Below are 20,952 nucleotides of genomic sequence, written 5' to 3'. Positions count from 1 at the left end.
ATGGTTGCTATGCGTTTTCTATGGGCTTTTTTATCTCTTATTTGCGACATGTTTGCGACACGTCTTATTTGGCGATAAGGTACAACTTAGATTGACATAAACCATTTAAAACGAGAAGAATATGCCAAGAGGAAATTACACCATTCAAAGAAGTTGTGAGGAGTGCGGTAAAATCTTTACTCCTCCCACATTGATGTCAAAGTATTGTTGTCCTGCTTGTTCCAAAAGGGCGTACAAGAAAAGGCAAATCGCAAAGGAGAAAGAGGCGATACGTCAAGCATTAGTCAGGCGAATACCATCCAGTAAGGGGTATCTGACAGTTAAAGAGTCTATGCTGATTTACGGTATTAGCAAAGATGTACTTTATCGTATGATACGGCAGGGATTGATACCATCATACAATTTTGGGCAACGTCTGACACGCCTTAGTCGGCATTATATGGATGAACACTTCAAAACAAAGGCTGGAAGTAGAAAGAGAAAAAAGGAAGCATTGTCTTTTGAGCCCAAAGACTGTTACACCATCGGAGAGATTGCCAAGAAGTTCCATATCAATGACAGCAGTGTCTTTAAGCACATACGCCGTCATTCTATTCCTACACGCCAAATCGGTAACTATGTGTATGTTCCCAAATCTGAAATTGATAAATTATATAAGTCGTTATGAAGAAAGCATTACCTAATACCAAGGTGACCGTCAAGCTCAGAAGGTCGAATTACAAAGAAGAGTGGTATCTGATTATAGAGTCTTATCCGGTTTACAAGCGAGGTTCTAAACGGGCAAGCCGTGTGGTGGAATCTATTAACCGGACTATATCCACACCTGTTTGGGACAAGTCGTCCATTGCACGTATCTTGCCGGATGGAACATTCAACTATAAGCCTAAGCGTGATTTGAATGGAATCATCCAATGCCGTTCAACGATAGACCAAGAGGCTTGTATCTATGCCGACAATGTGCGTAAGTTACGCCAACACGAATATGACAGTGCAGTCCTCTACACTGATAAGGAAAACGAAATCGCGGCACAAAATGAACGAAGCGAACAGGACTTTATCAAGTACTTCAATGGCATCATCAGCAAACGGCATCCCAATAGCTCTAATTCAATCATAGTCAACTGGACCCGTGTGGGAGAATTATTGAAAATCTATTCGCAAGGCAACCCGATTCCGTTTAAGACGATTTCCGTAAAACTACTTGAAGACATCAAGATGTTCCTGTTACGTGCTCCGATGGGAGGCAATAAGAAAGGAACAATCTCACAGAACACGGCATCCACCTATTTCTCCATCCTCAAAGCCGGATTGAAGCAGGCGTTCGTTGATGAATATCTGACGGTTGACATCAGCGCAAAAGTAAAAGGAATAACAAACATAGAGACGCCTCGTGTTGCACTTACTATGAATGAAGTACAAATGTTGGTTGATACTCCTTGTAAAGATGACGTTTTGAAACGTGCGTTCTTGTTTTCTATCCTTACAGGATTGCGACATAGTGATATTCAGTCATTGAAGTGGCAGCAGATTCAACAGACAAGCAAAGGTACATGGCAAGCGATTGTGATTCAGCAAAAAACAAAACGCCCCGATTATAAACCAGTCATCCAACAAGCTCTTCAGCTATGTGGTGAACGCCCAAGTAATGATGAAGCGCTCGTTTTTGAGGGATTGACAGATGCCTCTTGGATTTCCCGTCCTTTGAAAGTATGGATAGAAGCATCCGGCATCAAGAAACATATCACCTTCCATTGCGGAAGACATTCAAGTTTTCCTTTCTAATTGAAATACAAACAATTATAGGATATTTATGCTGTGATAGGTAACGGTTTAGAAACGAGCGAACTACGTATATTCGCCATGTTTTGCATTAAGTCTAAAGAACACTTTTATTACACTGCAAAGATAGTATTTTTTTGTTTATCTGCAATTTTTCTTATTGTAATTTTAACTGGCAATAGCAGGTTCAACGGGCAATTCCGATAAACCTTATTTCATATTTTCCTAATTAATGCGGCAAATCCCATTCCGAGTTGTCCATTGAATCCACGTTGGCGCAACTCGGCTGCAATATCTTGTGGAAGATGTTCCGTAACGGGATGTTGGAACATCACGGGCTGTTCCTTAATTTAGAAACGATGAAAGCGAATCCGATAATGATATAACTTGTTTAAAAGAGGATGAGCCAAATGCAAATTTTGTAAGAATCAAATTTAAACGAACATAATTTCACTTTACGCACATGTTAATAATTATCTGTCAATCCATTCCTTAAGCCTCTGCGCCTTTTCCTTACTCACTTGTATTTCCGTCTTCGGATAACCTTTCAAACGGATAATCAACTTTCCTCCAAAATAATTACCGAGGAACAAAACGTGCTCTACATTGATAATATATTGGCGGTTTGCCCGGAAGAAATAGTCGGGATTCAGTTGGTGTTCAAGTTCATCCATTGACACATTGACCACTTCGGAAGTGCCGTTGTTAAGACGGAGATATACAATCTTGTTTTCTGTTTCGATGTGGTTGATGTCCGAAACGCGTACGGTCTTATATCCGTCACGGTAAGGAAGCAGGAAACGCTCCCGATAGCGGAATCGGTTTTTCTGTAAGGCATCAAAAAGCTGTTGCAGGTTTTCGTCGGTATAATTCTTACCGGTTTTGGCCGCCTTGTCAATGGCCGCTTCAAGTTCATCAGAGTCCAATGGTTTCAGAAGATAGTCGAAACTGTTGAACTTGAATGCCTGTACCGCATATTCATCGTATGCGGTGGTAAATATGATGGGTACGGTTGCCGGGGCATATTTGAGAGCTTCGAAACTCAGACCGTCAGTCAGACGGATATCCGCAAGGATGAGGTCTGTGTTTTTACCGGATTGAAAGAATTCGACTGTCTCTCTGATGCTGGCAAGCGGACCTTCGATAACAAATGTTCTGTCAATGTCGTTCAGTAGTCTTATGAGGCGTTTGGCATTACGCTGTTCGTCTTCAAGAATCAGTATTTTCATAAGGAATGATGTTTTTTATAATGGGCAGACTTACCGAATAGAAGTTTTCGGCATTCTCTATCTTGACCTTTTTATCACAAAGCAAAACATATCGTTCTGTGATATTTTTAAGTCCTAAACCAGTTGATTCGATTGGGGATATCAAAGGTAGCTTAAGGTTGCAGACAGTTATGTAATCATCGGACAGCTTTATGTCGATGACCAACGGATGTTCAGATGAAAAGCTGTTATGTTTTATTGCGTTTTCCACAAGAAGCTGCAATACAGCCGGAGGAAGAAAACCTTTGCATTGTCTGACGCCCGGACTTACTTTTGCAATGACACCTTCGTCGTGGCGCACTTTCATCAAGTACAAATATGAATCAAGAAACTTGATTTCGTCCGCGACAGGTATCAGATTCCTGTCCAGATTGGTAATGATGTATCTATACACTTTCAACAGATGGCTTAGGAATTTTCCGGCAAGTCCGGTATCTTCTTCAATCAGTTCCAGCAGGTTGTTGAAGTTGTTGAACATGAAATGCGGATTGATTTGCAGTTTAAGAGAATTGAGCTGTGACTGCAAGGCTATCTCCTTTTCTTTCATCAATGCCATTTCAAGTGTCTGTTTCTCATCGCGTGCCTTGATGTACGACTGAAGATAGAACGTGTTGGCATAGATGCTTGACAAGAATGTGGATATCATGGCAAAAGTATATGCGCCTTTCATGTTGATAAGTTCGTCAAGAAGCCCATTGCCGTTTTCACCCCATAAGAAGTTGAACAAAGAAATCATGCCGAATGCGACAACGTTGTTCAGGGTAAAAAGGCAGGAAGCATAGACAATCACCCACATATAAGATGTCCTAAATGGCAATATCCTAAAGACCAAAAAGGAAAATCCTAAAGAGATGTAGGTAAACAGCATACAAAACAGATAATCAATGATATAATCGGCTACCGTCATCTCTGGCAATTGGCCGGCGGTTTCATTATCGAGTATAAACCACAGAATGAGGTAGAGCATATAGGAAACGGTCGATAACAACAGACCGTTCTTCCAATTCATTATTATCATATTCTCGTTGGTCATATCGGATACAAAGTTACTTCATATTCCGCAAAGATAGGGCTTTACATCTTTAGTTGATAGAATAAAACCGACTGAAACGGATAAAATTACCCTTGAAGTGATGAAAATGAATGTTGAAACGGGCAGTATGCTACCTCCTATATCCATTGAAGTGACAATTCTGGAAGTTCGGCCTTTGGAAAATTTGGATGGTCGATTCAGTCGGTTCGGACACAGATTCTTCCGTTTCATTCCGATTCCGCTATTACGACTAAATGACTACGGATAATTTTGCGTCATAAATAATTAATTTCAGTATGAAGAAAATTCTATTGACATTGCTTCTCGCCCTGCCATTCTGCATGGCGACGAAAGCGCAAGATTTCAGAGTGGGGGTGACAGGAGGTTACAACCTCAGTTCTCCAAGTGGTTACAAATCTCAGTCCGGTTTTCATGTCGGTGTAAAGGGAGAGCTTGGGCTTCCTATAGTGACAAAAGGCCTTTACATGGACTTTGGATTGATGCTCTCTTCACATGGCTGGAAGAGTCCGGGATACTATTACGACGGTAACTATAACTCCTCTGTAGGAGAAAAAACGGACAAGCCGTCATCGGGTTTTAGTTGGGACAATAAATGTATCCCTTACTACCTGAATATTCCTGTCCATATCGGTTACAAGTTTTCCGTAGGACGGAACGTCAGTTTGTTCATCAATGCCGGACCATATTTTAACATCGGCCTGTTTGGTAAAGCAAAAGAGACCATCACTCCCGATAAGGGAACTGCCACGACAAAAGAGATGGCAGGCAATGTGTTCAGTGACAAGATGCTCAATCGCTTCGATTGGGGGATGGGATTCCGTGCCGGAACTGAGATTGCCCGCCATGTCCAGTTTTCCATTGGCTATGATTGGGGGATGAAGAATATAAACAAGAGTGGTGTGGACAGTAAGAACAGGACATTTGTGGCATCCTGCGCTTATATATTCTGAAAAAGGGTATAAGTTTATACTATAAGAACCGTTATGTGGAAACAGAAATTGAAAATTTGCGGTATTAATCTGACGGCATATAGTGTGGTTCTCATTATCATGGCTATGTTGTCCATTTGCTCCCGATTATACGGGCAAGAAAACCCTATGCTGTCCCCTGACCATACAAAACGGATTGTATTGGGCATAGATACAACCAAACTGCCGTCTTTTGAATATGGAAAGTCATTTCTGTCTTCACATTTTGATATCATTTCCAAGAAGCCTGAAATGCTTTTGAATTTTCACCCTGATTGCACATTGAATTTTCCTGTTGGTCATTCATCCTTACATAAAGGCGAATATAGCGTTGGTGGGATTATTCATCGGTTTGACAAGATAGATGTTTGGGGACGTGGCAGACAAGAAAACATCATAGGAGTTGGCGTATCGAATTACGCTGAAGTTAAAACGGCGTATTCTCCAAACTACAGATGGGAATTTGGCATAAGCCTCTATGCGCACAAACTGAGTATTCCTCGTTCGAGTAGCAATACATTCGGGATTGGAACCGATGTTTCCTATCAATTCTATCCCAAAACATCGCTTCATCTCTTTGGTACATATTATCGCACATACATGTTGGATATGAAGCCGAAGAGGTATTTAGACGGCTATCATTATGGTGGTTATCTGTCTTTTGATTTGGCAGAACGATGGACAATGGATATGGGCATGAGGTGTTATGGCAACAACTTGTTCCACCAGCAATGGACTGTGCCGATAATACGTCCGTCGTATAAGCATAACGGCAGCGAAATAAACGCTGATTTTGGTGGGATGTTCCAGCAAATCCTGAAAGGTTTATTCTTTAATCATTGATAAACATGAAACAGAAAAAAAGCAAAATAACAGTTATCACAGTATGGATTCTGCTATGTGGATATGTGGTATGTATGGGTTCGTGTAGCCATCTGCTATATAATCCGTCCAACAAGGCAGAACAAGTGACGGTGACTATTAAGCACCCCATAAAATGACCCGATAATAGTTGTAAACAAAAGAAATCAATCGTAGAATCGACACAATCTGTCTTTATTTAACTAAAAACGAAATTAGTAATGGAAAATCAAAAAAAGTAAATCAACCATCCTTGTTGTACTGGCAATAGTTTTTGTATTAGCTGCTTGCATGACAGGCTGCCGCCCATACTGCTGTGGATAATAGTTACATTATACTAAAGAAATATGGAAGAAGCAAAAAACAATACCGTAAAACGCGTAAAACTGGTATTACCATTTCCTCATTTTTTATGGATGCTCGGTGCCAAGCCTGACACCCTCCTAAATGAAAAGGCATTGTATGAGCCACGAAAAGAACAAGAAAAAAAAATCAAACCAATATAGATGACAAAGAACTATTATGAAGCAGGACACTATCGCCCCGTGTCTGGTAACAAATAACCGAATAGAATATAATAAACGTTTATGATAATCAATAAACAAGAAAGGAATGTCACGGGCAACAGTATGCTGTCCGTCATTCCAATAGCAGGAATATTTTTCAAGTTTCTTCTGTTCAATGCAATATGGTGTTATTATACCACCTTTACACCTTTTTCATGCTGGGAGTCGTATGCCACTGCTTTTGTGGCAACCCTTCTGTTGTCTCTCCCTTATATATTGATAAGGCATATTGCGGCAGGGATACTTGTCATGGCTATGCTGGATATATGGATGGTTGCCAACCTGATGTATTACCGTACTTACTTTTCAGCCATACCTCTGTCAAGTTATATGTTGGCGGGAAATCTTGCAGACTTCCTGCCAAGCGTGACCACCTCATTAAGATGGTGCGATTGGTTGTTCCCTATTTCGACTGTCGTCACCGTATTCCTTACATTTCGGATATGTTGTCGGCAGAAAATCACATTCCGATTTAGCAGACGGATATACGTTGTATTACTGATTTCTTCGTGTGCCCTGTTAAGTATCAATTTATCCGCCCGAGGAGGTCTCATTGCGATATACAGAACATTGAAGTCATCCGCACATCAACATGCCAGTGGTCCACCACTCTACACACTGTTCGGCACACTTTATTTTGACTATGCGGAGGAGTTTCCCGAACTTACAGAAGAACAGGAGCGTGAGATTCATACCTGGCTTTCCGGGAGACCATCGCTCGTTCCCGTACCGGAGATTGAATACAGGGATAACTGCATCCTTATTTTGGCTGAATCACTGGAAAGTTGGGTATTGAATCTTACGGTCGAAAATTAGGAAATCACACCTTACCTTAACAAGCTCCTCAAAGAACCGTCTACGCTGTATGCGCCCCATGTGCTAACACAAGTCAACGGAGGGCGTTCCATTGACGCCCAGTTGCTTATGCTTGCCGGTCTGTTGCCATTGCAGACCGGCGCATACAGTTGCCGTTTCCCTTTCAATACATACCACACTTTGCCCAAAGCTATGAAGGAGCTGAAAGGCGCACGTAACTATCTTCTCACGGTGGACAAGACAAAGACATGGAACCAAGGAGCAGTGGCACGGAGTTTCGGAATAGATACTATTATCTCTTATCCCGATTTCCGAATGTTTCTGTCATTCGGAAATCGGAAGCGACTGGGTGATAAGGCATTTTTTGCCCAATGCAGGGAAAAGATTGAAAAAGGAGAAGTTTGGCACTCCGGTGAAAACGTATTTATTCAGATGGTCACTTATTCCGGTCATTCACCGTTCAAGATGCCCGAATCGCTTAAGACCGTTCATTTCTCTAATCGGATTCCCGAAATCATGGCAGATTATATGACTGTGCGCATTATACAGACGAAGCTATCGGGAAATTCGTGGAATATCTGAAAACCCGTCCCGAATATGAACGTACCATAGTTGTGATAATCGGCGACCACGAAGGCTTGGCAGATCACCGGAAAGAACTGTGTCATACAAAGGCTGGGAAAGGAATAATTCCCGAAAACGAGTTCACTCCATTCATCGTATTGAACTCTCCTGTACCGATGCACTATCCCCAAGTAATGGGGCAGATTGATATATATCCTACGCTTCTAAACTTGCTTGGTCTGGAAAAATTTCGCTGGAGTGGCATTGGAGAAAGCATTCTTGAACCTCGAAAGCCGGGCATTGCCATCAGTCCGAAAAGAAAAATAGTAAGGTGATACCTTGCATATATCCGAGGATGAACTTTTACGGATACGCCGCTCCCCGGTGATTTCCGATAGGATTATTCGTTTTGACAAGTTGAAAGACTTATAAGGTTTATACGTTTCAAAAGCTTTTTGGGGTACTTCAGAAACCAATTTGGTTGCTTCGATTGTATTCTGATTGTTGCCATGCTGGATACGGAATACTTTTGCACCTAAAATTTATTCTATATATGATTATTAGAACAGAACATCTTATCATTAGGAACTTTCAGAAGAAGGATGCCGAAGGGTTGTTGGAATACCTCTCCCGTCCGCGTGTCAATTGCTTTGTTGGCGACCGTTTGTCTTCCGAGGAATCAGCGTTGGCCTACATGTTCCATTCCTCCAAAGATATGTTGCGTTATGCCGTGTGTCTGCAGGAGGACGATTTCATCATCGGTGATGTTTTCGCTCTGCGCGAATATGCAGATACATATAGTGTAGGCTGGCACTTCAACCAACGCTTTGAGGGAAAAGGACTTGCATACGAAGCGGCAACAGGTTTTCTGGATTACCTTTTCCATGAAGCCGATGCACGGCGCGTTTACGGATTTGTAGAAGATGACAATCTGCGGTCGAAAAGATTGTGCGAACGACTCGAGATGAGGAACGAAGGATGTATGAAGGAGTTCATTTCGTTTGTATGCCACCCCGATGGGACACCAAAGTATGAGGACACTTGTATCTATGCGGTATTGAATAAAGAATGGAAAAACTATAAAAACAAATGATGAATCGACAAACATGGATTGCCGGTATCACGGCAACGACCCTCCTGGCTGTTTCACTGACAGCCTGCAAACCGAAACAGAAAGGGATGGAAACAGGACAGACATTGCCCGTTATGGTGGTTTCTTCCCAGCCGGTTGAATTTCAGGAAATGTATTCTGCTTCCATCCGCGGACGGCAAGATGTGGACATCATGCCCCAGGTGTTGGGCCGCATCATGCGCCTGTGCGTGAAAGAGGGCGAACAGGTAAAAAACGGACAGGTGCTGGCTATCATAGACCAAGTGCCCTATCGGGCGGCATTACGCACGGCACAAGCCAACGTCAGCGCGGCGCAGGCGAAAACAGAAACAGCACAAATCGAACTGCAAGGCAAGCAAGCCTTGTTTGATGAGAAGGTCATATCCGAATACGACCTTTCCCTTGCCCGAAACCAACTGGCTGTGGCACTAGCCGAACTCGAACAGGCAAAGGCACAAGAAACGGATGCCCGCAACAATCTTTCATATACCGAAATAAAAAGCCCAAGCAACGGAGTAGTAGGTACACTACCTTTCCGTATTGGTGCACTTGTCAGTCCCAACATGACACAGCCGTTCACAGTGGTGTTTGACAATTCGGAGATGTACGTCTATTTTTCCGTATCCGAAAACAAACTACGCCAGTTAAGGGCACGATACGGCTCAATTGACAAGATGATTTCCGAAATGCCGGAAGTCAGCCTGCAACTGAATGACGGCACTCTCTATGGGAAGAAAGGATATGTAGAAACCGTCAGCGGTGTGGTGAATCCCACCACCGGCGCGGTACAGATAAAGGCGTTGTTCCCTAACCCCGATCATGAACTGCTGAGCGGAACCATTGGCAACGTGGTTATACAAGGATTGAATGCGGATGCCATCCTTATTCCCATGACTGCCACCGTGGAACTACAGGACAAGGTTATCGCCTACCGCCTGAAAAACGGAAAGGCCGAAGCTGCCTACCTGACCGTGGACCGTCTGAACGACGGCAATCACTTCGTTGTGAAGCAAGGGTTGTCGGTTGGAGACACCATCATTGCCGAAGGTGTAGGTCTTGTAAAAGAAGGAATGATTGTCACACCTAAAACCGTAGCCCCATGAACCTGCGCTTTTTTATAGACCGCCCGGTGCTTTCGGGCGTTATCTCTGTAGTAATTGTACTGATGGGGGTTATCTCGGCATTCACTCTTCCGGTGGAGCAATATCCGGACATAGCCCCACCTACCATCAACGTGTGGGCCACCTATCCCGGTGCCAATGCAGAGACGGTGCAGAAAGCTGTAATAGTTCCTTTGGAAGAAGCCATCAATGGTGTGGAGGACATGACCTATATGACCTCCACGGCCTCCAATACGGGCGATGCTTCCATCAACATCTATTTCAAGCAGGGGGCCAATGCCGATATGGCGGCGGTAAATGTGCAAAACCGCGTCAACGGCGTGTTAAGCCAGCTTCCGGCAGAAGCCACCAAGACCGGTGTCACCACCGAGAAACAGCAGAACGCCGAGCTGCTGACATTTGCACTTTATTCTCCCGATGACCGTTTTGACCAGACATTTCTCAACAATTACGTAAAGATCAATGTGGAACCGAAGTTAAAGCGTATCGGCGGTGTGGGGAAGACGCAACTGTTCGGCTCCAACTACAGTATGCGCCTTTGGCTGCGTCCCGACAAGATGGCACAATACGGACTGATTCCCGATGATATATCATCCGTCTTGGCCAAACAGAATATTGAGGCTGCCACCGGTTCGTTCGGAGCCAATCATCCTACGGCCAATGAATACACGATGAAGTATCGTGGACGTCTCTCTACAGCGAAAGAGTTCGGCGAACTGGTAATCAAGTCCCTGCCCGGTGGTGACGTGCTGCGGCTGAAAGATGTGGCTAACGTGGAACTCGGCGATGAATATTATAACTATTCTACCGAAGTGAATGGCCATCCGGCGGCTATAATGCTTATCAACCAGAAAGCCGGTTCCAACGCATCAAGCACCATCAATGAAATTCATGAGGTACTTGATGACTTGAAGCGCGACCTGCCGGAAGGGGCTGAGTTCGTGGTGCTTACCGATACCAACAAGTTCTTGTACGCCTCTATCAATTCTGTCATCCGGACACTTATTGAAGCGATACTTCTGGTTATCGTGGTGGTATATGTGTTTTTGCAAGATATTAAGTCCACGCTTATTCCTACGATATCCATTTTCGTCTCCATTATCGGTACGTTCGCTGTGATGTCCATGATAGGCTTTTCCATCAACCTGCTCACACTTTTTGCCCTTGTGCTTGCTATAGGTACGGTGGTGGATGATGCCATCGTGGTGGTGGAGGCTGTGCAGGCTAAGTTCGACGAGGGTTATCAGTCGCCTGTACTTGCCGCTGATGATGCGATGAAAGGCGTTTCGTCGGCCATCCTGACTTCTACCATTATTTTCATGGCAGTGTTTATCCCTGTGGCAATGATGGGCGGCACTTCCGGGGCTTTCTATGCCCAGTTCGGCATCACGATGGCGGTTGCCGTGGGCATCTCGGCGGTCAATGCATTCACCCTCTCACCTGCGTTGTGTGCTTTGTTCCTGAAACCTTATATCGACGAACATGGAAACACGAAGAATAATTTTGCGGCACGCTTCCGTAAAGCGTTCAATGCTGTCTTCGACCGTTTGAGTCGCCGTTATGTACGCGCGGTACTATATATCATCCATCGCAGGTGGCTATTGTGGGGCACTATTGCTGTCTCATTCGGGCTGCTGGTCTTGTTTGTCAATGTGACGAAAACGGGGCTTATCCCGCAGGAGGACACCGGAACGGTAATGGTGAGCATGAACACGAAGCCCGGCTCCTCCATGGCTCAGACAAACAAAGTAATGGAGCGTATCAACAGCCGTCTTGACAGCATCGGCGAGATTGAATACAGCGGAGCGGTGGCAGGATTTTCGTTCAGCGGTTCCGGTCCTTCGCAGGCCATGTATTTCATGACACTCAAGGACTGGGACCAGCGCAAGGGCGAAGGGCAGTCGGTGGATGGCGTGATAGGCAAGATTTATGCCGGTACCTCTGACATTTCCGATGCTACAGTATTCGCCATGTCGCCACCGATGATTGCAGGTTACGGCATGGGTAACGGTTTTGAACTCTACTTGCAGGACAAAACGGGAGGAGACATTGCCGCATTCAAGAAGGAAGCGGATAAATTCGTAGAGGCACTGTTCCGCCGTCCCGAAATAGGTGAAGTCTATTCGTCCTTTGCCACTGACTATCCCCAGTATTGGGTGGACATTGACGCAGCGAAATGCGAACAGTCGGGCGTCTCTCCGGCCGATGTGCTGTCCACGCTTTCCGGATATTATACCGGTTCGTATGTATCGGACTTCAACCGATTTTCCAAACTCTATCATGTCACCATGCAGGCGCCGGCAGAGTACCGCATAAATACTGAATCGCTCAATCTGATGTACGTGCGTACCGTTGATGGCAGTATGGCACCACTGAGCCAGTTCGTGCGTCTGACCAAAACCAACGGTCCTTCCGACCTTACACGGTTCAATCTTTTCAACGCCATATCCATCAATGGCTCTCCTGCATCGGGTTACAGCTCCGGTCAGGTAATTAAGGCTATCGGAGAGACTGCACGTGAGGTACTTCCTGCCACTTGCAGCTACGAGTTCGGAGGTCTGTCTCGCGAGGAGAGCAAGACTACCAACAATGCCTCGTTAATATTCGTGCTCTGCATGGTCTTGATATACTTGATATTATGCGCTCTCTATGAAAGTGCATTCATTCCGTTTGCCGTATTATTGTCCGTGCCTTGCGGACTGATGGGCAGCTTCCTGTTTGCATGGCTGTTCGGACTGGAGAACAACATCTATATGCAGACTGGACTGATCATGATTATCGGCCTGCTTGCCAAGACAGCCATCCTGCTTACCGAATACGCCGGCAAGCGGCGGTCGGAAGGCATGACGCTGGCACAGGCGGCATACAGTGCGGCAAAAGTCCGCCTGCGCCCCATATTGATGACCGTGTTGTCCATGGTGTTCGGTCTTATCCCGCTGATGATGGCTCACGGCGTGGGTGCCAATGGCAGCCGTTCGCTTGCCACAGGTGTAATCGGCGGAATGATTGTCGGTACTTTGGCTCTGTTGTTCCTTGTGCCGTCACTGTTTATTGTATTCCAATATATCCAAGAACGTGTTAAGCATAATTAAATGAAGAAGACAGTAATATATATCATATTGTCGGGATGGATGTTTGTCAGTTGTGGTACATACAGCCGGTATCATCGCCCTGACCTCTCAACGGAGAATCTGTATCGGGACGTACCAACGGACATTGATACAACGAACATAGCGCCCCTGTCGTGGCGGGAGATGTTTACCGACCCGAAACTCCAGTCCTTGATTGAAACGGGACTTGAACGGAACACAGACCTCAATGTGGCACGGTTGCGTGTGGAAGCGGCAGAAGCCGCCCTGATGACTGCCAGACTATCATATCTTCCATCACTGGGACTGACTGCCGAAGGTAATGCCAATAAACATGACGGGGCAACGGCAAAAACATATAATGTGGGAGCGTCGGCAAGTTGGGAACTGGACATCTTCGGCAAACTTACGGCGGCAAAGCGTGGTGCAGCCGCCGCATTGCAAGGAAGCCGTGCCTACCGGCAGGCCGTACAGACACAGCTTGTCGCCACTATTGCAGACAGTTACTACACCCTTGCCATGCTTGACGCACAAATGACAATAAGTAACCGGACTTTGGAGAACTGGCGGACTACCGTACGCACTCTTGAAGCGTTGAAAAAAGTGGGGAAATCAAACGAGGCCGGCGTATTGCAGGCAAAGGCGAACGTGATGCGACTCGAAGCATCCCTGTTATCCATACGCAAGAGTATTTCCGAAACAGAAAACGCCCTGTCTGCGATACTTGCCATGCCGTCACACTCGATTGGACGAAGTGATCTGGCCGAGGCTGCTTTCCCCGATACTGTCTCGATCGGAGTCCCTTTGCAACTGCTTTCCAACCGTCCCGACGTGCGTCAGGCTGAAATGGAACTGGCGCAAGCATTCTACGCCACCAATGCGGCCCGTGCCGCCTTCTATCCCAATATTACCCTCTCGGGAATTCTTGGATGGACTAATAACGGCGGTGGCGTAATCGTAAATCCCGGACAATGGTTACTTAATGCCATCGGTTCCCTGACACAGCCGTTATTCAACCGGGGCGTAAACATCGCCAACTTGAAGATAGCCAAAAGCCGTCAGGAAGAAGCCAAACTGTTGTTCCGGCAATCATTACTGAACGCAGGAAAGGAAGTGAACGATGCTCTGACCGCATGGCAGACGGCAAAATCGCAAATTGAAATCAATGCTCGGCAGGTTGAAACATTATGCGATGCTGTGCGAAAGACAGAATCGCTGATGCGTCATTCCAATACCACCTATCTGGAAGTGCTGACCGCCAAACAGTCTCTTCTCGAAGCGGAAGTGCAACAGTTACAAACTCGTTTTGAACGCATACAAAGTATAATTAAACTTTACCATGCGTTGGGAGGAGGAATGTAACTGCAATAAATAGAAAAATTTGAAATTATTATTAGTTTTATTCATCTCGGATATTTTTCGTGATTCTGCCGCATGTAGATATTGTACGAAAGCAATATTTGGATTGTAAAGATATCAAGCCAATGAAAATACTTTTGCAGCATAAGATATTTGTGGGATATTTCCTTTTAATGGCGATCATCGGTAGCATGGTCGCTATTGTTCTGCACGAGCGTAGTCGTGTACAGAAAATAGAGAATGAATCAATCGCTATTTTTCAAACCCAGCACAATATCAATACCGCCCACCGCTATGTGACCACGTTAGTAACTTACGGTGAATCCGTCATGGTATGGAACGATGAGGATTCCCTGGCTTATCGGGAACGACGTGTACGGACTGATTCCATGCTGCAAACATTACGTATACAATGCAAGGACTTCATACAACCCGAACAGATAGATTCTCTTCGTACATTGTTAGCAGCCAAAGAAGACCATCTGTTTCAAATAATGGAAGCGACCCGAGAACAAAAGAAAACGGATAGCCTTCTATTCCATCAAAAACCGACTGTAACGACACAGACAACCACCCGGACCGTTACCCGAAAGAAGAAAGGTATCGCCGGATTCTTCGGCGGCAAGGAAACCGTACAGATGCCGGCTCTTACAACCAGGCAAAGCGCACCGGATAAGGAACTGATCTCGTTGTTGAATAAACGGAAACGGGACATAGAAACTTATACAGACAGCCTACGGTTGTGCAATAAAGAACTTAACCGGAAATTGCGTTTACTTATTACAAGTCTGGACGAGCAAACATGGAACGCATTTAGGAGCAAAGAAAAGCGTCTGAAAGCATCCTATGAACATTCGACTTTTGTCATTACCGGCTTGATTATATTCTCAATCATTCTATTGTTCATTTCGTATCTTGTCATACAACGGGATATTAAGGTCAAGGCAAAAAACAGGAAGCATCTGGAAGAAACGATAGAACAAAACATCGCATTGCTGGAGATGCGGAAGAATATCATCTTGACAATTTCCCATGACATTCGTGCTCCTCTGAACGTCATCAGTGGCAGCGCGGAACTTGCCATGGATACCCGTGAAAAGAAGCGAAGGAACACGCACCTGAATAACATCAGGATCGTGTGCCGGCACGTTGTACACCTGCTCAACAACCTGCTGGACGTGTACCGTCTGAACGAGGCAAAAGAAACCCGCAACGATGTGCCGTTCAACCTGAGCGCCCTGTTGGAACGTATTGCTTTTGGCTTTTCCCATGTGGTCAATAACAAAGGCATCCTATTCAGTCACGATTTTATCGGTACCGATGTCAAGCTTTGCGGTGACGTGGACCGTATCGAACAGATTTTGGACAACCTGCTCAGCAATGCCGTTAAATTTACGGAAACCGGCACTATCAGTTTGAATGCCCGTTATAATGAAGGTGAATTAGTATTGGAAATCAAGGATACCGGCATAGGCATGAGTGAAGATGCGCTTTCACGTATCTTCCGCCCGTTTGAACGGTTGGGTTCCGTCAGGAACACGGAAGGTTTCGGATTGGGTCTGCCGATAACAAAAGGTCTTGTCAACCTGCTTGGCGGGACAATAGACGTGACGAGCGGCATTGACCAGGGTAGCACGTTCCGCGTGACACTTCCATTGAAAACCACGGATGAAACGGTAGAGAGCGAAAGCCTGATAATCCCACATCCGGCACATTTGCCTCGGAATGTACTTGTCATTGATGACGACACGATGCTGTTGAATGTGATAAAAGAGATGTTGGAGCGTAACGGGATGAATTGTACGACCTGCGTAACCTCCAAGGAAGTGGTCAAGGCGATGCGGGGCAAGGATTATGACTTGTTGCTTTCCGACATTCAAATGCCGGGTACCAACGGTTTTGATTTACTAACCTTATTGCGCAACTCGAACATCAGAAACTCCCATACTATCCCTATTGTAGCCATGACAGCACGTGGAGACAGAGACAAAGACGCTTTTCTCCATGCCGGATTTACAGACTACATCTATAAACCGTTTTCTTCTTCGGAACTACTCGGTTTGCTTTCGAGGATAAGAACAGATCGATGGGAGCAAAAGGTTGATTTCAGCATGGTACTCTCCGAGGTCAGCGACAAGCACAAGGCCCTGCTTTCCTTCATATCCCAGTCGGAAAAGGACAAGGAGGAACTTGAGGCCGCCATAAGAGCCGGCGGCCGGCAGAAGTTGCGTGAAATAACCCACAGGATGCAACCGATGTGGGAATTCCTACGGATGGCGGAACCCCTGCTGGCTTACCGGACTTTATTGAAAGACAGTGAAACAAGCGACAAAGAGTTAAACGAATATACCCGGCAGATAATAGATAGCACCGCCATGCTCATCAAGGCGGCGGAAGCCGAGATAGAAAGACTGACGAATGAAACGGAAGATACTGATAGTTGAAGACAACGTGGGGCTGTCGCAAATACAGAAAGATTGGCTTTCCCGGGCCGGTTATGAAGCGATGACAGCCATGAGCGAGCCGATAGCCCGCTCGTTGATACGCCGGATGCAGTTCGACCTTATATTGTCGGACGTACGGTTGCCCGAAGGCGACGGCATTTCCCTTTTGGAATGGCTGCGCAAGGAGAAGAAAGACATCCCGTTCATCATAACGACCGAATACGTTTCCGTTCCGGACGTTGTGCGTACCATCAAACTGGGAGCCAGGGACTACCTGCCCAAACCTGTGCACAGGGATCACCTGCTGGAACTGGCGGAAGATGTGTTCCATCCGGTAGCCACCGTGAGAAAGCAGGAACGGCAGTTGTTTCACCGCACAAGCCCCATGCTACTGAAAGTGGAAAAGTTTGCCAGGCTGGTTGCCCCGTCCGATATGTCCGTAATGATACTCGGGGCCAACGGGACCGGCAAGGAGTCGGTGGCGCAGACCATCCATAACAATAGCGAACGATACGGCAAGCCTTTTGTCGCCGTAAACTGTGGTGCATTGCCCCGTGAACTGGCCGCTTCATTGTTCTTCGGGTACGAGAAAGGCGCGTTCACCGGGGCGGACATGGCAAAGAGCGGATATTTCGACCTGGCGAAAGGCGGCACGTTGTTCCTTGACGAGATAGGCACGATGCCGCATGAAATCCAATCCATGCTCCTCCGGGTATTGCAGGAGAATGTATATACCCCGATTGGTAGCGGCTGGGAACGGATTTCGGATGTCAGGGTCATTTCCGCGACAAACGAGAATATGGAACAGGCCATCAAGGAGGGACGGTTCAGGGAAGACCTTTACCACCGTCTGAACGAGTTTGAGATCCGGCAGCCATCCCTGGAAGAGTGCCCGGAAGACATCCTCCCGTTGGCGGAGTTTTTCCGCGAACGCTTCTCGAAAGAACTGACAAGGGAGACACAAGGATTTACGGAGGATGCCAAACGCAGGATGCTTGCCTACCGGTGGCCGGGCAACGTGCGTGAACTGCAAAACCGTATCAAACGAGCCGTGCTTATTGCGGAAACGCCGATGCTGGATATGGACGGGCTTGACATTGCAGCCGATACCTGTTTGGATGAGGAAACGAATATGCCTGCAATCCGGCCCCTGAAAGGTGAAGCGTTTGAGAAAGAAAACATTATCAGGGCTCTCAATGCCTGTGACGGGCATCGGGAACAGGCGGCGAGAATACTGAACATCAACCCTGCCACACTGTACAGGAAGATGAAGAAATACGGGTTGAAATGAATTTGACGGCTAAAAATAGTGCAAATGTCGCTGGATATCTTTATTTTTGTACTTAAATAGTGAAAAAGGCGGCATACTGTCCATGTGGCAGTCGCTGTTTATATATAACATAAGAGCGCAAGCTTCTCAGACAGAAATCTGGAAAATTGACGTTAAAGGAGAATGATTGCGTAATGCTTATGCTATGCTTTGTCATAGCGTGGTATTGCGTATTCTCCTTTAGGCTTTACCAGAGCCTCTGTCTGAGTGCGTGATAACCACGCTCCTTTTTACAGATGGCATGGCAAAGATACAGGCAACAACAGCAATGACACTGGACGGATTCCTGCCGGAAACCGACAACGTGCTGACGCAATGGGTAATGACCCACAGAAAAGGGTTTGTTCATTGGCGGGAACACTGCAATGCCTGGATCTTACCTCACTCCATACTGGATTTAATTTGCGAGAAAGACAGCAAAACCGTTTCTTTTACCTATCTGGCAGAAGTTCATGATACAGAATCCCTTGAACTTCTGCGTGGGCTATTCCATTACAACCTTGTGGATGAGCTTATTATTTATCTGTTTCCTTATTCCATGGGAAAGGGAAATTCCGTACAGGACATTCTTCCTTCCCGACAATGGCAGTTACATAAAGTCACAGCTTTTTCCAACGGTATCTGCTGCCTGATTTACCGTAATCCATGCAGGATATAACTTGAATGAGAGGGGTTCTATTTCGTATTAGTATTAGCATTAAAAGACGAGTTTGTAGAGATAAATTCATTATATAAGCCTGCAAATATGCAACGGACATCGAGAACAAGCGGCGCGGTTACTGAAAATAAATTCCGCAACACTGTATCGGAAGATGAAGAAATACGGGCTGAAGTAGATTAAAAACACGAATAAAGTTCATTCCCTTTTTCAATAGTGGCCATTTTTTGAGAGACAGCCTATGGATTACAGTGACCAATTTTCAAATTATTGTTCCTGATTTTCCGCCTTCAGGCGCAACGACTTCGGAGTGGAGCCCGTCCCGAGCCTTCAGGCGAGCGGCAAGTTGTTTTGGGGTGCCTGAAATAATTTCGGGTGCCCCAAAACACAACTTGCCATGTTCGTTTGAACATGAATTTTTCTTCCGAGAAATCGAAATATGGTGGATAAACAGCTTCCCGCCAATAAAACCCTTCCGCCGCCATCTTTATCACTCCTTGAATACCCAAAACCGGAGCTATCGGGACACTTGGGCGGTGTAACAGGATGACATACGGTGTCACAGACCGTCAGCTGGCCGCCATGATAGTGGCAATCCGGATATTTTATCGTTATTTTGCCGCATGTCCGAATGTATCCGTTCACACAAGTATCCAAGTGCGCATCAGGTACGGGGTGTATTATTACACCCGGCCATCGGGTAACGGGTGAACGGTCACATGCAAGTACATGACAATGCGACCACTCTCCCATGTGTGAATGCGTGACCGGCTTAATGCCGGACGGAACACGTGGGGGCTTGGATACATGACCGACTTACTTAGTGGATGTATATACCCGTTAAGCGATATTCACATGCGGTAATGGCCGTATTGTTACATTCATGACGTGAAGAAAATACAAGACTGCCGGAAAATAATTGTCCAACTATCTAAAATATGGAATTATGGTAAAGAGAAAAGAGGTTAAAATCAACGAGGAGCAGATACGCAGCATGATGACGGGTGACATCCCTACCGCCGTCATGGAAAAAATTTATGGAGACAACGCTGCCGGCTCCCCAAAAGAAGATTGCAAGGAATCGGAAACGGAAAACCGTTCCGGGGTTTCTGCCAAACTTGATAAGGTGGAGGATTCTAACACATCCTCCGGTGAAGAAGTACCGACCCCGGTCCTCCGGGAGAAAACACGCCGGAAAAAGAACGGCTTGCAGGATTATCCCGAACATCTGTTTGATAACAACGTTGTAAGGGAGCGCCGCCAAACCTATGTCAGCAGTGACAACTACGAACGGGTGCGCACCCTGCTTTCCGTGGTAGCGCCGACCGTCAGCATCTCGTGCTATATAGACAATATCCTCTCGGCCCACCTGGAACAGTACCGTGACGAGTTGAACGCCATCTACAGCAGCCGCATCAACCTGAAGCCGTTATGATATTCCGTTCACATGAGAAAAGGGACACCCGACAGTAGGAATCTCTTCCTGCTGCCGAATGCCCCTGCTTTCTCTTTCACGACCTTGTGCCTATCTCGTACCGGTGACTCTCGTTCCTTTCGGTATCGGGTTGTCGAGTATTATCCTGTAACAGAGTCTGCCGTCCACCTTCACCGGCTCCCTCGCCACCATAAACCCGGCACATTTCTCCACCTTCGCGGCATCGAGTATCATTCCGGCTATGAAGCTGTTGGAGAAACGTGCGCAACGCGGGTCGTTCCATACCATAAAACCGTTCTCGTCATCCGATACGAACATGTACCAGTCTTTCGGTCTGTCATCGTCCCTGGCGATTCCCAGACGGTTGCCGGCGTGCAGGTTCAGTTCCCTGCTCAACATCCTGCTCAGGTACATGCTGCCGTCACGACATACCGTGATGATCCGTTTTCCCTTGTAGGACAGTGCCGGATGTGAATTGCTCTTGTCATAAATAGTCAGTTTCATAATCATTTGCATTTTATAGTTATAC

General features: G+C 46.0%; 21 protein-coding genes and 2 pseudogenes. 20 read left to right on the top strand and 3 right to left on the bottom strand.

What is annotated here, in order from left to right:
- Nucleotides 1-121 precede the first annotated feature (121 nt).
- The 3 genes and pseudogenes from NQ546_RS13925 to NQ546_RS17450 all read left to right on the top strand — a co-directional run.
- Nucleotides 122-667 (top strand): helix-turn-helix domain-containing protein, encoded by a 546-nt coding sequence (locus NQ546_RS13925; RefSeq protein WP_039953250.1) that lies wholly within the window; start codon nt 122-124, stop codon nt 665-667.
- Nucleotides 664-1,782 carry a site-specific integrase gene (locus NQ546_RS13920; RefSeq protein WP_004290470.1) on the top strand — a complete coding sequence of 373 codons (1,119 nt, stop codon included), beginning with the start codon at nt 664-666 and terminating at the stop codon, nt 1,780-1,782. The genes NQ546_RS13925 and NQ546_RS13920 overlap by 4 nt, the downstream gene beginning before the upstream one ends.
- Nucleotides 1,783-2,030: 248 nt before the next feature.
- Nucleotides 2,031-2,165 (top strand): annotated as a pseudogene (locus NQ546_RS17450) (PRTRC system ThiF family protein); the annotation flags it as partial.
- A gap of 87 nt (nt 2,166-2,252) precedes the next feature.
- Here the strand turns inward: NQ546_RS17450 and NQ546_RS13915 are convergent.
- Both NQ546_RS13915 and NQ546_RS13910 read right to left on the bottom strand, forming a co-directional pair.
- Nucleotides 2,253-3,008 carry a LytR/AlgR family response regulator transcription factor gene (locus tag NQ546_RS13915; RefSeq protein ID WP_004290472.1) on the bottom strand — a complete coding sequence of 252 codons (756 nt, stop codon included), beginning with the start codon at nt 3,006-3,008 and terminating at the stop codon, nt 2,253-2,255.
- Nucleotides 2,989-4,080 carry a sensor histidine kinase gene (locus tag NQ546_RS13910; protein WP_004290474.1) on the bottom strand — a complete coding sequence of 364 codons (1,092 nt, stop codon included), beginning with the start codon at nt 4,078-4,080 and terminating at the stop codon, nt 2,989-2,991. Before NQ546_RS13910 ends, NQ546_RS13915 begins: the two co-directional genes overlap by 20 nt.
- 296 nt (nt 4,081-4,376) lie before the next feature.
- On the opposite strand from NQ546_RS13910, the gene NQ546_RS13905 reads away from it, so the two are divergent.
- The 17 genes and pseudogenes from NQ546_RS13905 (at nt 4,377) to NQ546_RS13825 (ending at nt 20,423) form a co-directional block, all read left to right on the top strand.
- Nucleotides 4,377-5,051 carry a porin family protein gene (locus NQ546_RS13905; protein ID WP_004290476.1) on the top strand — a complete coding sequence of 225 codons (675 nt, stop codon included), beginning with the start codon at nt 4,377-4,379 and terminating at the stop codon, nt 5,049-5,051.
- 33 nt (nt 5,052-5,084) lie between these two features.
- Complete coding sequence (locus NQ546_RS13900; RefSeq protein WP_004290477.1) at nt 5,085-5,912, top strand: hypothetical protein; 828 nt, start codon at nt 5,085-5,087, stop codon at nt 5,910-5,912.
- Between the two features lie 5 nt (nt 5,913-5,917).
- A complete protein-coding gene (locus NQ546_RS13895) occupies nt 5,918-6,070 on the top strand; it encodes a hypothetical protein (RefSeq protein ID WP_167319256.1) in 153 nt (50 codons plus the stop codon).
- A 207-nt stretch (nt 6,071-6,277) separates the two neighbouring features.
- Entirely contained in the window at nt 6,278-6,436 is a 159-nt protein-coding gene (locus NQ546_RS13890) for a hypothetical protein (protein ID WP_004290478.1), read from the top strand.
- Nucleotides 6,437-6,517: 81 nt separating this feature from the next.
- Nucleotides 6,518-7,312, top strand: coding sequence for an LTA synthase family protein (locus NQ546_RS17430; protein WP_004290479.1), 795 nt, complete (start codon nt 6,518-6,520; stop codon nt 7,310-7,312).
- 60 nt (nt 7,313-7,372) lie between these two features.
- On the top strand, nt 7,373-7,894 hold the full coding sequence (locus NQ546_RS17425) for an alkaline phosphatase family protein (RefSeq protein ID WP_004290480.1): 522 nt from the start codon (nt 7,373-7,375) through the stop codon (nt 7,892-7,894).
- Entirely contained in the window at nt 7,882-8,211 is a 330-nt protein-coding gene (locus tag NQ546_RS17420; RefSeq protein ID WP_004290481.1) for a hypothetical protein, read from the top strand. The genes NQ546_RS17425 and NQ546_RS17420 overlap by 13 nt, the downstream gene beginning before the upstream one ends.
- 218 nt (nt 8,212-8,429) lie before the next feature.
- A complete protein-coding gene (locus NQ546_RS13870; RefSeq protein WP_004290482.1) occupies nt 8,430-8,969 on the top strand; it encodes a GNAT family N-acetyltransferase in 540 nt (179 codons plus the stop codon).
- Nucleotides 8,966-10,090, top strand: a complete 1,125-nt coding sequence (locus tag NQ546_RS13865; protein ID WP_004290483.1) for an efflux RND transporter periplasmic adaptor subunit — start codon at nt 8,966-8,968, stop codon at nt 10,088-10,090. Before NQ546_RS13870 ends, NQ546_RS13865 begins: the two co-directional genes overlap by 4 nt.
- Nucleotides 10,087-13,200: an efflux RND transporter permease subunit gene (locus NQ546_RS13860; RefSeq protein ID WP_004290484.1), complete on the top strand. Its 3,114-nt coding sequence runs from the start codon at nt 10,087-10,089 to the stop codon at nt 13,198-13,200. Before NQ546_RS13865 ends, NQ546_RS13860 begins: the two co-directional genes overlap by 4 nt.
- Nucleotides 13,201-14,559: an efflux transporter outer membrane subunit gene (locus NQ546_RS13855; protein ID WP_004290485.1), complete on the top strand. Its 1,359-nt coding sequence runs from the start codon at nt 13,201-13,203 to the stop codon at nt 14,557-14,559.
- A 122-nt stretch (nt 14,560-14,681) separates the two neighbouring features.
- Nucleotides 14,682-17,000, top strand: a complete 2,319-nt coding sequence (locus NQ546_RS13850; protein ID WP_050764433.1) for a hybrid sensor histidine kinase/response regulator — start codon at nt 14,682-14,684, stop codon at nt 16,998-17,000.
- A complete protein-coding gene (locus NQ546_RS13845; RefSeq protein ID WP_004290487.1) occupies nt 16,975-18,291 on the top strand; it encodes a sigma-54-dependent transcriptional regulator in 1,317 nt (438 codons plus the stop codon). Before NQ546_RS13850 ends, NQ546_RS13845 begins: the two co-directional genes overlap by 26 nt.
- Before the next feature lie 280 nt (nt 18,292-18,571).
- Nucleotides 18,572-18,988 carry a dihydrofolate reductase family protein gene (locus tag NQ546_RS13840; RefSeq protein WP_004290488.1) on the top strand — a complete coding sequence of 139 codons (417 nt, stop codon included), beginning with the start codon at nt 18,572-18,574 and terminating at the stop codon, nt 18,986-18,988.
- Nucleotides 18,989-19,064: 76 nt separating this feature from the next.
- Nucleotides 19,065-19,166: pseudogene (locus NQ546_RS13835) on the top strand (helix-turn-helix domain-containing protein); the annotation flags it as partial.
- 368 nt (nt 19,167-19,534) lie between these two features.
- Nucleotides 19,535-19,699, top strand: coding sequence for a hypothetical protein (locus NQ546_RS13830; RefSeq protein ID WP_004290490.1), 165 nt, complete (start codon nt 19,535-19,537; stop codon nt 19,697-19,699).
- Between the two features lie 235 nt (nt 19,700-19,934).
- Entirely contained in the window at nt 19,935-20,423 is a 489-nt protein-coding gene (locus NQ546_RS13825) for a DUF3408 domain-containing protein (RefSeq protein WP_004290491.1), read from the top strand.
- A 90-nt stretch (nt 20,424-20,513) separates the two neighbouring features.
- On the opposite strand, the gene NQ546_RS13820 is transcribed toward NQ546_RS13825, so the two are convergent.
- Nucleotides 20,514-20,927, bottom strand: coding sequence for a hypothetical protein (locus NQ546_RS13820; RefSeq protein ID WP_039953334.1), 414 nt, complete (start codon nt 20,925-20,927; stop codon nt 20,514-20,516).
- Between the last annotated feature and the right edge of the window lie 25 nt (nt 20,928-20,952).

Origin of the sequence: Bacteroides eggerthii (assembly GCF_025146565.1) — a bacterium.
Classification (GTDB): Bacteria; Bacteroidota; Bacteroidia; order Bacteroidales; family Bacteroidaceae; genus Bacteroides; species Bacteroides eggerthii.
The sequence above is the reverse complement of the archived record's forward strand: the minus strand, read 5'-3'. Positions and strand labels throughout refer to the sequence as shown.

What these genes read in the sequence shown, in the direction of transcription:
- NQ546_RS13925 (WP_039953250.1), top strand. Translation starts at nt 122, where the DNA reads ATGCCAAGAGGAAATTACACCATTCAAAGAAGTTGTGAGGAGTGCGGT.
- NQ546_RS13920 (WP_004290470.1), top strand. Translation starts at nt 664, where the DNA reads ATGAAGAAAGCATTACCTAATACCAAGGTGACCGTCAAGCTCAGAAGG.
- NQ546_RS13915 (WP_004290472.1), bottom strand. Translation starts at nt 3,008, where the DNA reads ATGAAAATACTGATTCTTGAAGACGAACAGCGTAATGCCAAACGCCTC.
- NQ546_RS13910 (WP_004290474.1), bottom strand. Translation starts at nt 4,080, where the DNA reads ATGACCAACGAGAATATGATAATAATGAATTGGAAGAACGGTCTGTTG.
- NQ546_RS13905 (WP_004290476.1), top strand. Translation starts at nt 4,377, where the DNA reads ATGAAGAAAATTCTATTGACATTGCTTCTCGCCCTGCCATTCTGCATG.
- NQ546_RS13900 (WP_004290477.1), top strand. Translation starts at nt 5,085, where the DNA reads ATGTGGAAACAGAAATTGAAAATTTGCGGTATTAATCTGACGGCATAT.
- NQ546_RS13895 (WP_167319256.1), top strand. Translation starts at nt 5,918, where the DNA reads ATGAAACAGAAAAAAAGCAAAATAACAGTTATCACAGTATGGATTCTG.
- NQ546_RS13890 (WP_004290478.1), top strand. Translation starts at nt 6,278, where the DNA reads ATGGAAGAAGCAAAAAACAATACCGTAAAACGCGTAAAACTGGTATTA.
- NQ546_RS17430 (WP_004290479.1), top strand. Translation starts at nt 6,518, where the DNA reads ATGATAATCAATAAACAAGAAAGGAATGTCACGGGCAACAGTATGCTG.
- NQ546_RS13870 (WP_004290482.1), top strand. Translation starts at nt 8,430, where the DNA reads ATGATTATTAGAACAGAACATCTTATCATTAGGAACTTTCAGAAGAAG.
- NQ546_RS13865 (WP_004290483.1), top strand. Translation starts at nt 8,966, where the DNA reads ATGATGAATCGACAAACATGGATTGCCGGTATCACGGCAACGACCCTC.
- NQ546_RS13860 (WP_004290484.1), top strand. Translation starts at nt 10,087, where the DNA reads ATGAACCTGCGCTTTTTTATAGACCGCCCGGTGCTTTCGGGCGTTATC.
- NQ546_RS13855 (WP_004290485.1), top strand. Translation starts at nt 13,201, where the DNA reads ATGAAGAAGACAGTAATATATATCATATTGTCGGGATGGATGTTTGTC.
- NQ546_RS13850 (WP_050764433.1), top strand. Translation starts at nt 14,682, where the DNA reads ATGAAAATACTTTTGCAGCATAAGATATTTGTGGGATATTTCCTTTTA.
- NQ546_RS13845 (WP_004290487.1), top strand. Translation starts at nt 16,975, where the DNA reads ATGAAACGGAAGATACTGATAGTTGAAGACAACGTGGGGCTGTCGCAA.
- NQ546_RS13840 (WP_004290488.1), top strand. Translation starts at nt 18,572, where the DNA reads ATGGCAAAGATACAGGCAACAACAGCAATGACACTGGACGGATTCCTG.
- NQ546_RS13830 (WP_004290490.1), top strand. Translation starts at nt 19,535, where the DNA reads ATGACATACGGTGTCACAGACCGTCAGCTGGCCGCCATGATAGTGGCA.
- NQ546_RS13825 (WP_004290491.1), top strand. Translation starts at nt 19,935, where the DNA reads ATGGTAAAGAGAAAAGAGGTTAAAATCAACGAGGAGCAGATACGCAGC.
- NQ546_RS13820 (WP_039953334.1), bottom strand. Translation starts at nt 20,927, where the DNA reads ATGAAACTGACTATTTATGACAAGAGCAATTCACATCCGGCACTGTCC.